Origin of the sequence: Streptomyces sp. NPDC048275 (genome assembly GCF_040652275.1) — a bacterium.
Classification (GTDB): Bacteria; Actinomycetota; Actinomycetes; order Streptomycetales; family Streptomycetaceae; genus Streptomyces.
The window spans coordinates 132,053-146,363 of record NZ_JBEZLR010000006.1 but is presented as its reverse complement, the minus strand read 5'-3'; the positions used below and the strand labels follow the sequence as shown (position 1 = coordinate 146,363).

11 protein-coding genes and 2 pseudogenes are annotated in these 14,311 nt (G+C 72.0%); 7 read left to right on the top strand and 6 right to left on the bottom strand.

From position 1 onward, the window contains the following. Position 1 precedes the first annotated feature (1 nt). Together AB0D57_RS06440 and AB0D57_RS06435 are read left to right on the top strand one after the other, a co-directional pair. A pseudogene (locus AB0D57_RS06440) lies at positions 2 to 409 on the top strand (transposase); the annotation flags it as partial. A gap of 597 nt (positions 410 to 1,006) precedes the next feature. Continuing rightward, a complete protein-coding gene (locus AB0D57_RS06435; RefSeq protein ID WP_362067650.1) occupies positions 1,007 to 1,354 on the top strand; it encodes a hypothetical protein in 348 nt (115 codons plus the stop codon). A gap of 10 nt (positions 1,355 to 1,364) precedes the next feature. On the opposite strand, the gene AB0D57_RS06430 is transcribed toward AB0D57_RS06435, so the two are convergent. Both AB0D57_RS06430 and AB0D57_RS06425 read right to left on the bottom strand, forming a co-directional pair. Beyond that, positions 1,365 to 3,713, bottom strand: coding sequence for an FtsX-like permease family protein (locus AB0D57_RS06430; RefSeq protein WP_362067648.1), 2,349 nt, complete (start codon positions 3,711 to 3,713; stop codon positions 1,365 to 1,367). Continuing rightward, on the bottom strand, positions 3,710 to 4,417 hold the full coding sequence (locus tag AB0D57_RS06425; protein WP_362067646.1) for an ABC transporter ATP-binding protein: 708 nt from the start codon (positions 4,415 to 4,417) through the stop codon (positions 3,710 to 3,712). Before AB0D57_RS06425 ends, AB0D57_RS06430 begins: the two co-directional genes overlap by 4 nt. Before the next feature lie 231 nt (positions 4,418 to 4,648). Between AB0D57_RS06425 and AB0D57_RS06420 the strand changes: the two genes are divergently transcribed. Next, positions 4,649 to 5,935 carry a histidine kinase gene (locus tag AB0D57_RS06420; protein WP_362067717.1) on the top strand — a complete coding sequence of 429 codons (1,287 nt, stop codon included), beginning with the start codon at positions 4,649 to 4,651 and terminating at the stop codon, positions 5,933 to 5,935. After that, positions 5,932 to 6,630: a response regulator transcription factor gene (locus AB0D57_RS06415; RefSeq protein WP_362067644.1), complete on the top strand. Its 699-nt coding sequence runs from the start codon at positions 5,932 to 5,934 to the stop codon at positions 6,628 to 6,630. Before AB0D57_RS06420 ends, AB0D57_RS06415 begins: the two co-directional genes overlap by 4 nt. 159 nt (positions 6,631 to 6,789) lie before the next feature. Here the strand turns inward: AB0D57_RS06415 and AB0D57_RS06410 are convergent. Further along, a pseudogene (locus AB0D57_RS06410) lies at positions 6,790 to 6,946 on the bottom strand (Tn3 family transposase); the annotation flags it as partial. Positions 6,947 to 7,031: 85 nt separating this feature from the next. Here AB0D57_RS06410 and AB0D57_RS06405 point away from each other — a divergent pair. Further along, positions 7,032 to 7,223 carry a hypothetical protein gene (locus AB0D57_RS06405; protein WP_362067642.1) on the top strand — a complete coding sequence of 64 codons (192 nt, stop codon included), beginning with the start codon at positions 7,032 to 7,034 and terminating at the stop codon, positions 7,221 to 7,223. A 162-nt stretch (positions 7,224 to 7,385) separates the two neighbouring features. On the opposite strand, the gene AB0D57_RS06400 is transcribed toward AB0D57_RS06405, so the two are convergent. Next, a complete protein-coding gene (locus AB0D57_RS06400) occupies positions 7,386 to 11,156 on the bottom strand; it encodes a CHAT domain-containing protein (RefSeq protein ID WP_362067640.1) in 3,771 nt (1,256 codons plus the stop codon). Positions 11,157 to 11,236: 80 nt separating this feature from the next. Between AB0D57_RS06400 and AB0D57_RS06395 the strand changes: the two genes are divergently transcribed. Next, a complete protein-coding gene (locus AB0D57_RS06395) occupies positions 11,237 to 11,629 on the top strand; it encodes a hypothetical protein (RefSeq protein WP_362067638.1) in 393 nt (130 codons plus the stop codon). Positions 11,630 to 11,639: 10 nt separating this feature from the next. Continuing rightward, positions 11,640 to 12,551, top strand: coding sequence for a hypothetical protein (locus tag AB0D57_RS06390; protein ID WP_362067636.1), 912 nt, complete (start codon positions 11,640 to 11,642; stop codon positions 12,549 to 12,551). 28 nt (positions 12,552 to 12,579) lie between these two features. Here AB0D57_RS06390 and AB0D57_RS06385 read toward each other — a convergent pair whose 3' ends face one another. Both AB0D57_RS06385 and AB0D57_RS06380 read right to left on the bottom strand, forming a co-directional pair. Beyond that, positions 12,580 to 12,918 (bottom strand): hypothetical protein, encoded by a 339-nt coding sequence (locus AB0D57_RS06385; RefSeq protein ID WP_362067634.1) that lies wholly within the window; start codon positions 12,916 to 12,918, stop codon positions 12,580 to 12,582. A 67-nt stretch (positions 12,919 to 12,985) separates the two neighbouring features. Then, positions 12,986 to 13,963 (bottom strand): hypothetical protein, encoded by a 978-nt coding sequence (locus AB0D57_RS06380; protein WP_362067632.1) that lies wholly within the window; start codon positions 13,961 to 13,963, stop codon positions 12,986 to 12,988. Positions 13,964 to 14,311: the final 348 nt, after the last annotated feature.

Here is a 14,311-nt window from a genome sequence, read left to right as displayed (position 1 = left end):
CGGAATTCCGCTGGGGCGCGTGCTGGCCGGAGCGAACCGCCACGACTCCCCGCTACTCGCCCCGACCCTGGACCGCCTGGACGACCTGGGACCGCTCCCCGACGACATCACCGTGCACCTGGACGCCGGCTACGACTCGGACAAGACCCACACCCTGCTCGACGAACGCGGCCTGCACGGCCGCATCGCGCACAGAGGTGAGAAGGCGCCCACCCAGGCAAGCCAGAGGTGGCATGTCGAACGGACCCATGCCTGGCGGAACGCCTTCCACCGCCTCGCCCGCTGCTACGAACGCCGCGCCACTGTCATCAATGCCTTCTTCGACCTCGCCGACACCATCATCACGGCCAAGGCATCGCCGTGTGGGCAACCGTCCGCACCACGTCGAGTGACTACCAGGATCGCCTGATCGCGGACTACGCGAACGGCCGGCCTGTCGCGCGTGTCGCATGCCCCGGTCTGGCCGAGGCGATCGACCAGGGCGACAGGGCCGCAGCAGTGGAAGCGATTGCCGACGCGGCCGAGCGAACTCCCCAAAATTGCGACTCCGTGGTGCTGGGATGCACGTACTACCCCCCTGGTGGCGCCGGAGATTCTGCAGAGCCTGCCCGCCGGAACCACCCTGTACGACAGCGCGGAGGCAGTCGCCCGCCAAACACTGCGGCGATTGGACAGAACCAGGGAATCGCACAGCACCATAGGCTCCATCGACGTGGTACTCAGCGGTCGCCGCGGAAAACTCCTGGCAGGCACCCACGCCTACCCAGTGGGCCGCGCCCTCGCCGCAGCAGGGCGAGTACCCCGCGAAATTCTCATCTCCGCCGCAACTCGCTCCCCGATGGCTGCACCGGGCTCCCCACCGCGCCTATCTGCGCGACCTCTTACATGGACGGACAGCTCGTCATCACCCCGAACGGAGGGCCGGCGCTCCCCGCGAGGAAGCGGGCGGTTCTCGAAGGAACTGGCGGCCTCCGCTTATGCCGTCTACATCATCCACCTGCCGCTCGTGGTGACCTTGCAGTACTACCTCGCAGGGCGAGGGCTGTCCGCAGCCACCGCGTGGGCCGTGGTGTCCGTCACCGGTGTTTCGACCGCGTTCCTGCCCGCGGCCGTACGGAAGGCGCCCCACCTTCGTCAACGAGAACCTCATCCGGGTGCCCGCGACATGCTGCCCGACCTGGCCAACAGCGTCACCACCATCGCCAAGACCCTCGGCGTCTCCATCAGCAGGCTCCACAGCCACATCCCGGGGCTGAAAGAGCTCCGGAACTCCCGCGTCCCGCGCCAGTTGGAGGGAACCAGCCAACCGACCCCCAACGCTCCTTGCGGTGGAGGTCGGCGGCACGAGCTCTGAACCTGACCTCCTATTCGGTGCGCAGGGCCGTGGCAGTTCGGGCCCTGGCGGCCCAGCCGGCGGGCAGGAGCGCACCCAGGGTGGCGATGAGCAGGCCGCCGAGTGCAAGCGGGAGCAACTCGGCCCCGTGGTAGACGGCGATGACGGAACCGGGGAGGCGGAGCCCGACGCTGTCGCCCATCGCGGGCATGACCCAGCCGTGCAGGGCTACGCCCAGCGGCACGCCCAGAGTGCCCGCGACCAGTCCGGTCACGACGACTGAGGTGAGGACCATCGCGATGGTCTGCCGGGGGGTCATGCCGAGCGCCTTGTGGATACCGATTTCCCGGACGCGCTCGCGGGTGTCGAGCAGCACACCGTTGAGCACGCCGAGCGCGGCCACGGCGACGAGCATCAGCGTGAGGATCGCGGACAGCGCGTTGAGCGTGACGACCACGTCGCCGCCGGCGTCCAGCCCACCGGCCCGAGCGGTGACCCCCAGCGGTGCCAAGTCCTTGTTCAGCGCGTCGACGTAGCCGGTCACGTCGGTGCCTGAGGTGACCGCGATGTGATGGCTCGTCTCCGTCAGGTCGGGATGGGCAGACGTGAGGGTCGAAGCGTCGGTGAAGACCTGCATGCCGTCGTTGCGAGGGTCGAGGACCTCGCCGACGATCCGGACCGTGACCGGCTCGGCCAGGCCGTTCAGGGTGACGGTGTCGCCGAGGCGGGTGCCGGTGGCGGCCAGGAAGGGGGTCGGGACCACGGCCTCGCCGGGTTTGTCGATCCAGCGGCCCGAGACCATCGTGTAGCCGCCCCAGGAGGCTTCGCCGGTGAAGGCGTTCACGTTGACGGTGCCGGTCAGGCCGGACACGGTCGCCCGTACCGTCGCGGCACTGTAGTACTTCCCGGTTCCGGCGGCGGCCTCGATGCCCGCCGCGACCGCGGCGGGATCGACCTCGGGCTGCTTCTCGGGGGCGGGGCCCTGGGGTCCGAAGTCCGGCAAGGGCGCGGGCACGACGACATCGGCGGCGTCATGGGCCCTGGCCTTCATCACCTGGCCGAGCGTGGCTCCCATCCCCACGGTGAACGTGACGGCGATGGCACCGAACAGGATCGCCGTGCCCATGGCCAGCGCACGGGCGGGCCGCGCGAAGGGCCGGGTCAGGCCCAGGGCGAGCGGCTGCGGCAACGGCAGCCGTCCGGCCAGACGGGCCGCCCACCGGCCGCGTCCCGCCGAAGCGCTACGTCCGACGGCGAGCGCGTCGACCGTACGCAGCCGGCCGGCCCGCCAGGCACTCGCCCAAGCGGTCGCCGCCACGAGGCCCAGCACTCCGGCGATCACCGCCAGATCGACCCAGGGAGCGATGGTCAGGGACGAGGCGCTGTAGACCTCCTCGGTCTCGGCCAGTACGGGGACGGCGAGCAGATGGCCGGCGAGGACGCCGAGGGCCGTGCCGACCGCGGCCGGGATCAGTGCCTGGCCCACGTAGGCCCGCACGACCTGGGCGGGGGTGAAGCCGACGGCCTTGAGGATGCCGATGCGGCGCGTTCCCGTGCCGACGGCCGACGCGACGACGTTGCCGACGACGAGCACCGACATGACCAGGCCCAGCGTGCCGAACGCGATGAGGAACGGGACGTAGAGGGCGGTGTCCTGCGCGGCGGTCTTCTTGACGGTGAGCCATGACTGTTCGCCGACGGCCGCTCCCGGCGGCATGGACGCCGTCACGGCCTTGCCGCCCGCGGTGATCTGCGCGGCGGTGCCCGCGTCGGTGAAGCGGTACAGCATCTGGTAGCCGCCGCTCCCGGGCGCGATGAGCGCCGGCATCTGGGACGGAACCACCCAGGCATCAGCGGTCTGCGTGACCGAGCGGGCCACACCGACCACCGTCAGCGTCGGACCGCCGGGCAGACCGGGGAAGGCGATCTTCATGCCCATGGTCGCGAAGATCGAGGAGTTGGCGGACAGCACGATCTCGCCGGAGCGCGTGGGCCACCGCCCGTCGAGCAGCACCACCTCGTCCACGTCCCGGCCGGGATCGCCCCGGCCGACCACGGTCATCGGCCACTCGGGGCCCGCCCCCTCCGACCGCGGGGTGACCGTCGTCGTACGGAACGGCCCGGCGGACCTGCTCACCCCTTTGGCGTCCTTGGACTTCGACAACTGCCCGGCACTCACCTTGCCCGCGTCGAACTGCACGGACAGATGCGCGCCGTGCTGCTCGGCGAAGGCGTCGTCGAAGGGCGCGCCGGAAACCACGAGCAGCGATCCGCCGAGGACGGAGGCGGCCACCGCCATCATCGTGGCGAGCCCGATCACCAGTGTCTGCACCCGGCGTCGTCCCACCCCCGAGCGCACCACCTTTCCGAGCGCGCTCATCGGACGGCCTCCGAGGCGACGGCCTGCGACCGGACGTCTTCGGTGATCCGGCCGTCGGCGATCCGGACCGTACGGTTCGTACAGGACCGGGCCAGAGCCAGGTCGTGGGTGACCACGACGATGGTCTGGCCCTCGGCATTGAGGCCGGTGAGCAGCCTGCTGACGTCCTGTCCGGCGGCCGTGTCCAGGGCGCCGGTCGGCTCGTCGGCCAGGAGCAGCGCCGGCCGGTTCATCAACGCCCGGGCCACCGCGACGCGCTGCCGCTCACCGCCGGACAGCCGCCCCGGGTAGGCGCGGGCGTGCCGGTCGATGCCCAGCAGTTCCAGGAGTTCCGCCGTCCGGCGGTCCGCCTCGCCACGTGTCATACCCGCGAGACGCGCGGGCAGGACGACATTGTCGGTGACGGTCAGATCGTCGAGCAGGTTGAAGAACTGGAAGACCATGCCGATCTTCGACCGCCGGTAGAGCGCCGATCCGGCTTCGCCCAGCCGGTCCACCCGCACCCCGTCCACGGTGACGGTCCCCGTATCGGGCCGGTCCAGGCCCGCGATCAGATTGAGCAGGGTGGACTTGCCGCTGCCGGAAGGGCCGAGGATCGCGACGGCCTCGCCGGGCTGCACGGTCAGCGACGCCTCGTGCAGAGCGGGCGCGCCGTCGTCGTACCGGCGGCTCACCTCGCGCAGTTCGATCACCGGCATGGTCATGAGAGCTCCTTGGTACGGGCAGTTGGCTGCGTGAACGCTAGGAGCGGGCCCGGCCCGCACACGTCCCCCGCCCGAACCCATTGCGATACCGCGCTGGGATGAGCCCCTCGAACGTCATCCCTGCGATGTAGGCGGGTGATGTATCCGGCGCGGTGGGAATGACCACCGGGACGGACTCGGAGGGCCCCGCGCGGCGGCGACAATGATCCCGTGACGGACGCACGTACGACGCTGGAGCGGCTGCGGGGAGCCGCCCGCCGGACGGTCCGCGACGCCAGGCTTCCGAGCGGTCCACCGCTGCGGCCCACCCGGCGCGCCTGGCAGTTCGACGCGTTGGTGGCACTGGTCCTGGGAATCGCCACCGTCTACTACGGCATCGACAATGCCAATAACGTGGTGGTGCGTGAGATCGCGCCCGGCGTGGAGTACGTCATTGCGCGCCCGTCCGGTCCCGGCGGCCTGGCCTTCATGGTGACCCTCGCGGCCATCGCCTCGGGTGCCCTGGCGCTGCGCCGCCGCTACCCGCTCGCCGTGCTGTGCGTCGTGACGGCCGCGACACTGGCCACACCGCAGAGCGTCATGCGGCTGACCTTCTACGCGTTCGTCATCGCCGTCTACAGCGCCGCCGTGTACAGCCCGTACCGGGTGGCGACCCTGGCGGCGCTGCCGGTGTCGGTCGTCCTGGTCGGCACCTCGGGGAACTCGGTGACACCGATCGTCCCCAACGAATACATCGCACTGCTGATCCTGGTCCCGATGGCCGTGGCCGCCGTCGGACTGCGTACCTGGAAACTCCGAACCGACGAGGGCCGCACCCGGCTCTTTGCCCTGGAACGCGAACAGGCCGAGGCGCTGCGCCGGGCCGTCGAGCATGAGCGGGCCAGGATCGCCCGCGAACTGCACGACGTCGTCACGCACAACGTCAGCGTGATGATCATCCAGGCGGGCGCCGCCCGCAAGATCATGAAGACCTCCCCCGAGGAGGCCGGCGAGGCGCTGCTCGCCGTCGAGGCGGGCGGGCGGGCGGCCATGACCGAGCTGCGCCACGTCATGGGACTGCTCACCATGACAGACGAGGGAGAGGGGACGGACGAAGGTGCGGACCTCGCCGATACGGCGGCGGTGCCGGCCCCGCAACCCGGCCTGGACCAGCTGGAAAAGCTGGTCGGACGGGTCCGGGACACCGGACTGCCCGTCGACCTGACCGTGACCGGCCCGCCCCGTCCCCTCCCGCCCGGAGTCGAACTCGCCGCCTACCGCGTGGTCCAGGAAGCCCTGACCAACACCGTGAAGCACGCGTCCGGCGCCGCCGCCGCCGTGACCGTCGAATACGGCCCGCAGCAGCTCCGGGTGGAAGTCACCGACACCGGCGGACACCCGGGCGCGGGCGCCGGAAGCGGCCGGGGCCTGATCGGCCTGCGCGAGCGCCTCGCCGTCTACGACGGAACCTTGAACACCGGCCGACGCCGGACCGGCGGCTACCGTGTGGAGGCCCTGATCCCCTTGGAGGCACCGTGACCGAGCCGCTGCGTGTGCTCCTCGCCGACGACCAGACCCTGGTCCGCACTGGATTCCGGTTGATCCTCAGGGCCGATGGCATCGACGTCGTCGCCGAGGCGACCAACGGAGCCGAAGCGGTCGAAGCGGTCCGCCGTACACGTCCCGACGTGGTCCTGATGGACGTCCGGATGCCCGAGATGGACGGCCTGGAGGCCACCCGCCGCATCCTCACCGGCGCCCCCGGCGAACCCCGCGTCATCATCCTGACCACGTTCGACCTCGACCGGTACGTCTACGCGGCACTGTCCGCCGGGGCCAGCGGCTTCCTCCTCAAGGACGTCACCCCCGAGCAGCTGACCGCGGCCGTCCGCACGGTCCGCACCGGCGACGCACTCCTGGCGCCCGCCATCACCCGCCGCCTCGTGCAGCGGTTCGCCCAGCGCGGCAGCGACACCGCCGCCCTCCACCGCGACCTCGCCTCGCTCACCCCGCGCGAACTGGAGGTCCTCGGCCTGCTGGCCCGAGGACTGAGCAACGCCGAACTCGCCACCCGCCTCCACCTGGCCGAGGCGACCGTCAAGACGCACGTCGCCCGCATCCTCGCCAAGCTCGGGCTCCGTGACCGTGTCCAGGCCGTGATCGTCGCCTACGAGACAGGGCTGGTCAGCGCCGGCGCACGCGAGGCCGCCCAGCAGTCCACCGAGCAGACGTAGACCGAAGCCGAAACTTGGGATCAGGAGCCGGAACCTGCGCCTGTCCCGGTAGTTCACGCCTCCGAACTGTCAAACAACGGTCGCCCTATGTCCGCGTTCGCCCCGGTGCGGGAGTCGGGCACAGTCGGCAGCGCGATGTCGAGCAGCGATGCCATTGCCCAGCTCGAACCTGCCGTATGGGTTCACGTGGGTCCAGCGCCCGACAGTCCGCGTCGGTGAGGCGGGCCTGCCACTTCTCCTCGGACAGGATGTCCTGAAGCAGCAGCGTGTTGACGTACACCAAGGCGGACTGGAGCAGGTGCAGGGAGTACAGGGCCGACACGAAGCCCCCCACCCGACTCCGCCAATCCGACACGACCTGCGCGGGACACGCCTTCTGCCAAAACAAGCACGGCATCGAAGTGATCGCTCTGCAGGCGTACGACCGCGGCCCCGTGGTCGCGTGGGACACCGACCCGCGCACCCAATTCGTGGCCAAACCGCACGCATGGCACCCGGACTTCCGGACCTCGATGCCGCCGCGCACCGCCCCGCGCCTGAACACCTCCGCTCCCACAGCGGCGCCAGCGCCCCGCAAGGCCGCCCGCCGATAGTCCCGGCAGCTCTGCATCCCCCGTCCGACGCCTGCCCGGAGAACCCTCTACCCCCGCACCCCCGCCCGAAGATCACCGTGGTCACTCATGAGACATGCCGCCTGATGCGAGCGGGGTGTCTGGGTTGGGGCTCAAGGAGCCGGATCTCCAGAAGGCGAGTCATTAGGGCCCCGCGTGTACCTGGCACGCCCACAGGCTGGGCGTCTGGGGATAGGTGTCGCGCAGGGTCCGTACGGCGCCGTGCAGGGCCTCGGCCGTGCGGGCGACGTCGAGCGTGCCGTCGCCCCGGTCCAGGGCGTCGTACACGCCGAGCGCCACCTCCCTCCCGATCATGTCGTCGACGTGCCACAGGGAGCCGACGACATGGGGGAAGCCCGCCATCTGGAAGGCGCTGACGATGTGGACGGCCTCGTCGGCGAGCTCGGGACTGGTGAGCAGGGTGTCACAGGAGGACAGGTAGGCGAGCCGGACAGACGGCAGCCGCAGCCGGGCCAACTCGCGGACGGTCAGCGGGCGTTCGGTATGGTCGTGCAGGACGAGCCGACTGCCCGAGGCGCGTTCCAGGTCGCCCAGGGCGTGGCAGGCGAAGTGGGCGTAGGCGTGCCGGTGCAGAGCCGACACGACTGCGGAGTGGGTGGCGGCGGCGTCCGCCAGCAGCTCCGCCCCCGGGAGCAGACGGGCCAGATGGTCGGCCTCGCTGCGGGCACCCGGGAGCGCGGCCTGTCCGGCGGCCTCGGCAACACTGACGACGAGGGTTCCGCCGCCCGCCGCGCGGGCGGCCCGCCGACGGGCGTGGTGCAGGGCCCGCAGGGTCGGCGTGTACGAGGAGACCACCCGGTCCAGGGCGCCGGGAGCGGCGTCGGTGTCCGCAGGGGCCGCCGCGTGCAGGGGCAGCGTGCCCAGGAGGCCGCCGGGCGACCACCACACACGGGCCGCCCCGGGCAGCCGGTCCAGGACCGGGCCGGTGACCGCCCGCCACAGCCAGGCGAGGGTCTCCCGTACGTCCTGCTGCGCGCGCTGGGACTGCTTGCGCGAGGTTTCCGGTGCGTCGATGCGCACCAGCGCGTCCTGGAAGGTCCGTCGGCGCGTCGCCGTCGTTTTCGGGTCGAGGTCCGGGAGCGGTACGGCGTCGATGGCGTGCTCGGTGACGACCAGGGCGTGGCTGCCGTACGGGGAGACGTTGACCAGGACCACCGGGCCCGCGGCTGCCGTGGCACGCAGTTCGCCCTCGTCCCAGTCCCGCACCGGCCGCAGCAGGCCCAGTTCGGGATGCTCGGCTCGGATCCGGGTGGTGAGGTCGCGCCACTCGGCGGCCAGCCGCTGCCGCACATCGGCGCGGGCGTCGGCGGGGCCGGGCGGTTCCTCCGGCAGGGGCCCCAGGTTGTCGGTCGCCGTGTCGAGGACCTCCCTGAGTTCCTCGAAGCGGTCGGCGAGGCCGGGGGCGGTCTCCCGGAGCCGGGTCAGATCGCTGTCAGCGTCGAAGGCGTGGGAGAGGATCACGCCCCTCGCCTGTTCGAGCAGGCCGACCGCGAGTCCGGGCCGGCCGCAGCGCACCGCGCACGCAGCGGCGGCGGCGCCCAGCCCGACGGTACGGCTCAGCAGGAACTCCTGGTCGTCACGGACGAGATGGCGGGGCGCGACGGAGTGCAGCAGGTCGACCGCCACGACATAGCCGTCCAGGGCGCCGGCCCAGTCACCCAGCTCCGCCCGGACGTCACCCCAATCCCGTGCGGCGTCCAGGCGCAGGGCGGGCGCGCACTGCTGCTCCAGGGCCGCTTCCCGGAGTCGCTCGGCCGCTTCGACCAGATCGGCCTGACGGCGACGGCGGCGGAGCCCCACACCGCGCAGGGCCGTGCCCAGGTTCGCCAGGCGCTGGGTGCGTGTGGGGTGGCCGGACGGGGTGGCCTCGACCGCCCGGCGGTACAGCGCGACCACCTCGTCCTGGGCGGCCGACGACAGCAGGGTGCGGGGGCTCAGGAGCCGTGCGTTCGCGGCCACCGTGAGGGCACTGGGCAGGTCGGGGGAGTCCTGTGGCAGCGCCGCGATCACCAAGTCGGCCAGCTCGCGTGCCTCGCGTGCCTCGTCGATCCGCATCGTCTTCGCGATGCGGAGCAGCAGGGCGACGGCGAGGTTGTGGCGGCGCCGGGGCAGCTTCGGGTCGCCCTCCGGGGTGAGGGCGAGCGCCTGCCTCAGGAGCCGTACCGCCTCGTCGAGCCGGGCGACGGGGTCGGGGGCACGCTCGAAGCCCGCCATGAGACTGAGGCCGGTCGAGCTCGCCAGCGCCGCCTCGTGCGCGGGGCCCATGCCGGGCAGTTCGGCGGCCCGGCGCCGGCACGCCTCGGCCTCCCGCAGGTCGTCGCCGTCCTCGGTCAGCCGGTGCCGCAGACTCAACGCGGCACCGAGGTTGAGCAGCCGCAGCCCGAGCGACCCGTGCCCCTCCCGGGTGAGGGCCACCGACTCCCGATGGACCAGTACGGCCTCGTTCAACTCCTCCGGGTTTCCCGAGCGTTGGAAGCAGGCGATCAGCACCAGGCCGAGGTCGTCGAGCGCCGCGGGACGGTCCGGGTGGTCCGGTGCCATGAGCTTCTCGGCGCGGCGCAGTTGGCGCAGCGCCTCGTCCAGGTCCGCCCCGTTCGCCGTCGGGTCGCGCAGGTAGCGGTTGTACAGGGCCATCGCGGGGGCGATGAGCGGCAGTTGCGGGCCCTCCGCGGATACCATGGAGAGGTCGGTGAAGCCGAGCGCCGCGTCCAGATCGGCCTGGGAGCCGGTCGCGACGGAGCGGGCGCGCAGGGCGTTGCCCAGAGCGTTGCGCAGGGCGGCGGTCTCTCCCGGATTCCCTGCCGCCCGCAGCGCCTCGGTGAACACGGCGATCGCCTCGTCCAGATCCGCCACCCGGCCGGTGTGGTGCGCCCTGAGAACGAGCGCCATGCCCAGGTCGTGCCCCGCCGCCGCGGGTCCCTTCAGGTGGCCGTCGACGGCCCGGCGGCACACATCCACCACCTCGTCGCACTGCTCGGGCGTCGCGCCCTCCACCTGCCGCAGCAGCACCAGCGCCTGCCCCAGGGCGCCGAAGCCGTCGGGGAGATGCGGGTGGCCGGACGGCAGTTGGGCCAATACGTCCCGCGCGATCCCCACCGCCTCGTGCAGGTCCTCGGCGTCGTGCGACTCCAGGTAGCGGTCCAGGAGCAGGCGGCCCAGACCGGCGAGGACGAGGACCCGTTCGGGGGAGGCGGCCGGGATCCGCCTGAGGGCACCGCGGACGAACCGGACCGGATCCGCGTCCGGCAGGTCCCCGAACGGCCACGTCGCCCCCGTGAGGGTCACGAAGTCGGTGGCACCTCTGAGCCGGCCCGGGAACCAGGGGTCGTACTCCGGCGTCGCGAGTACGGCGAGACTGGCGAGCCCGATCGCAGTGGCGAGCCGGGCGTCGCGCGAGGGCGACATGGTGGCCAGCAGTACGGCCATCTCGTGGAGCCTGCGGACGGACTCGGAAGCGCCCGGCGGCGGGTTGTGCTGCCGCCCTTCCGCCACGATCTCGAACGCGGCGACCTGGGCCGCCCACTCGTGGGGACCGTCCGCGTTCGCAGGGTCGGGGTGGATGGCTGGATCGTTGGCCGCGTAGCCCGCCGCCAACTGCGGCGGCACCAACGCCGGACCGGCGACCCACACCGGGTAGAGCAGGGTCCCTGCCATGCACCCGTGTACGGCGCCACGGTGCCCGGGGTCGGCCATCGCACGGGCGACGCAGAGCCAGCCGGCCGCGTGCCGGGCTTCCATGTCGGTCCTCGTGTCGCAGGTCCGCAGCAGTCCCCGCAGTTCGGCATCCGCGGCGGGGCCGAACACCACGTCCGCGTCCACACGCCCGTCCGCCGTCCCGGCCCGGTCGAGACGCACGCGAACCGCCTGAAGAAACCAGTCCCGGTCGTACCTCACGCCGTCACTCCCCCAGCCGTCCCTCCCGACAGCATGTCAACTCCTGCTCAACTCCGCTTGATCTCCGGCACACTTGGACCATGACCGCATCTGCCCCCGTCCCTCACGCCGACGATCGGGCCGCGGCGGTGTGCGCCCTGCTCGGCTCGCCCGATGACCTGGAGGATCCCGACGTCCGGGACCTGGCCGAGCGGGCAAGGGACTTGCTGCGGTCGGGCGCGAGCGCCGACGAACTCGCCACCTGCTACCGCGACCTGGACATGGCGCTGCGCCGAGCGGGAGACGCACGGGGCCTGGTCAACGAGTCCCGGAGCGCGAGGGTCCCCGGCATCTCGCACGACATCAAGGTGGCCGTATGTCCCGGACCGGCCCAGTGCACCCGGGTCGAACGGGCCCGCGACCTGCTCCCCGCCCCGCCCTGCGCCGTCAACGGCACCCGTATGCGCAAGCGCCGTCTGGGCCCCGGCCAGTGACCCCGCCGGTATGAACCCTTTCCTCGCCACTCTGGGCGGCAAACTCGCCGAACGCTGGCTGAATCTGCTGGTCCTTCCCGGCGCCCTCTTCCTCGCCGCCACGGCCGTCGGCACCACCCTGGGACACCACCACTGGCACGACATCGACCGGCTGCGCACCACGCTGGACGACCTCGCGACCCGACCCGCCCTCGACCGCGCCGGTACCGCCGCGCTCCTGGTCTCCCTCGTCCTGCTCGCCGCGACCGCGGCCTCACTCTCCGCGCAGTTCCTCGGCGGCGCGATCGAGCGGTACTGGCTCCGGTTCGGCCGCGACCCGCTGTCCCGTGCCCTGACCGCCCGCCGCACCCGCAGGTGGCTGGACCTGGACACGCAGTACGAGGAGGCCCACAACGGCATCTCTGCGCCCAACGGCCGGCCGTCGGCCCCGCCGGACATCCAGGCGCGCATCGAGAACCTCGCCGAGGCCCGCGACCGCGTCGCGCTACGCAAACCGACCCGCCCCACCTGGTACGGCGACCGCGTCCAGGCGACGGCGGAGCGCGTCCACACCGCCTATGGAGTGGACCTCGCCGCCCTCTGGCCACGGCTGTGGCTGATTCTCCCCGAACCCGCCGTACGCCAGATCCAGTCCGCCCACGACTCCTTCGCCGCCGCCGCCCGCCTCGCCGCCTGGGCCGTGGGCTACGCCCTGCTCGCCTGCTGGTGGTGGCCGGCCGCCTTGGTCGCCGTCTGCTGCGCGGCCGTCGCCCGCTCCCGCGCTCACGACGCCCTGGACGCTTTCGCCGAGCTCATCGAGGCCGCCGTCGACGTGCACGCCCGGGAACTGGCCGAGCGGATCGGCCTGATCGGCGCGGACTCGGCGGTGCTGGGCCATGGGGTGGGGGGCCGGATGTCGGAGCTGTTCAGGAAGGCCGGGTGACGGGGCGGGCGGCCGATCGCTGTCGGAGTCACCGCAGAAACCTCTGTGTCGCCTTGTGTTTGATCAGCACGATGGTGACCACACAGACACCGAACACGGCCAGGTAGCCGGCCATCCTCGACCACCGCTCGTCGCGTGGGAGCCCGGTGTCGGCCACGCCGATGCCGACGCCGGCCAGGGCGCCCACGAGGGAGAGCGGACCGCCCGCGATGCCCACCCAGTCCGCCTCGCCGCGCAGCAGCGCGGGGCCGCAGAAGAGCAGGGTCCCGCCGATCACGATGGGGATGACGCAGGCCACCGTCGCCACGATGCCGAAGGCCCACCGGTTCTCGCCGGGCTCGGCGGCAACCGCAACGACGTCACCCACCACTCGTCAGCCGCAGAGCCTGTGGGAGTGGCAGAGAGCTTCCACCCTGTTCCGGGCAAGCCTCAGGTCAGCCGAAGACAGGAAGGTCGTGCCGAGGTGCTACGGAAACCACACCGAGGCGTTCCAACAGCAGTCCTTCCCTGGTCGACCAAGGGCAGATGTCGACGCTCTCGGCCTCGCACACCTTGAGGAGCGCCTCGGCGACCAGAGCACCGGCCAGGGCCTGCCCCGCGCGGTGCCGGGAGATGCCCGGCAGTCGGGTCCGTCGGGCGGGGTCCGCTCCGGCCAGCACCGGGATCCACCGCCGCAACTGAGACAGCGTCAACTGCCGCCCGGAAGGGGGCTTTCCGCGCCGGGGTGGAGTGCCGGCCAGCCGGGCGAGCTGCTCGAAGGTCTTGGAGCAGGCGACGACGCGCCCGTCCCGTGCGGCCACCGGCAGGCCGGGCGCCGTACTCAGGGCATGGCCGAGGTATTCCCGGACCTCCTCCAAACGTCCCGTGGACGGAAGGGTGCCGCCCGGGAGCCAGTCCCGGGTGACCCGCCGGGCACCCAGCGGCAGCGAAAGCACGCGGCGGGGCTGCGTTCCCCGGCCCTTGGCGATCTCCACCGTGCCGCCGCCGATGTCCAGCATCAGCAGCGGGCCGGTCTCGGAACCCGCCCACTGCCGAGCCGCCACATAGGCCAGGCGCGCTTCTTCCTCACCGGGCAGAACCCGCAGCCGGGTGCCGGTGGCACGGGCCACCTGCGCGAGCACCTGCTCCCGATTGGGTGCGTCCCGGATGACCGAGGTCGCGAAGGGGAACACGGTCGGCGGGCAGCGGACCTGGACGGCGGCCATCGCTTCGGCCACGGCGCGCTGCACGCTGGCGATCCCGGCCTCGCGCATACGACCTCGGCGATCGATCGCCTCCTGCAGCCGTAGCCGTACCTTGTACGAGAAAACCGGCTCCAGCCCTGCGCCCGGACGCCACCGGACCACCGTCAGCAGTGCGCTGTGGCACCCGACATCCAGCACGGCGGCCCGCTCCGGCTCTCCCCGTCCCATCCCGCCGTCTCCCCCGTTTCCACCCGCTCGATGACACCCGGTCGGCAGCGACCGCTCCGGCTGCCTGCGGGAATGCACACGCTCATTGCGACCCTAACGGGTAACGCGTCCTCGCCGCCGTTGCTCCTGACGCATCATTGATCAGCGCGCATGGACACCTGGACGAAACGTTGACATGGGACGGCGCGATCCAGCGGCCACAGCAACGGGCGCCCGTGAAGCAATATCCCGGTCTGCGGTAGAGCAGGAGCGGGCGGGACCTCCGTCGGGGAGCCCTCGCGGAAAGCGCGGCGCAGGCCGCTCCGCGGTACGAAGGGGACTCAACGCAATGCCGGACACCAGCGCTAC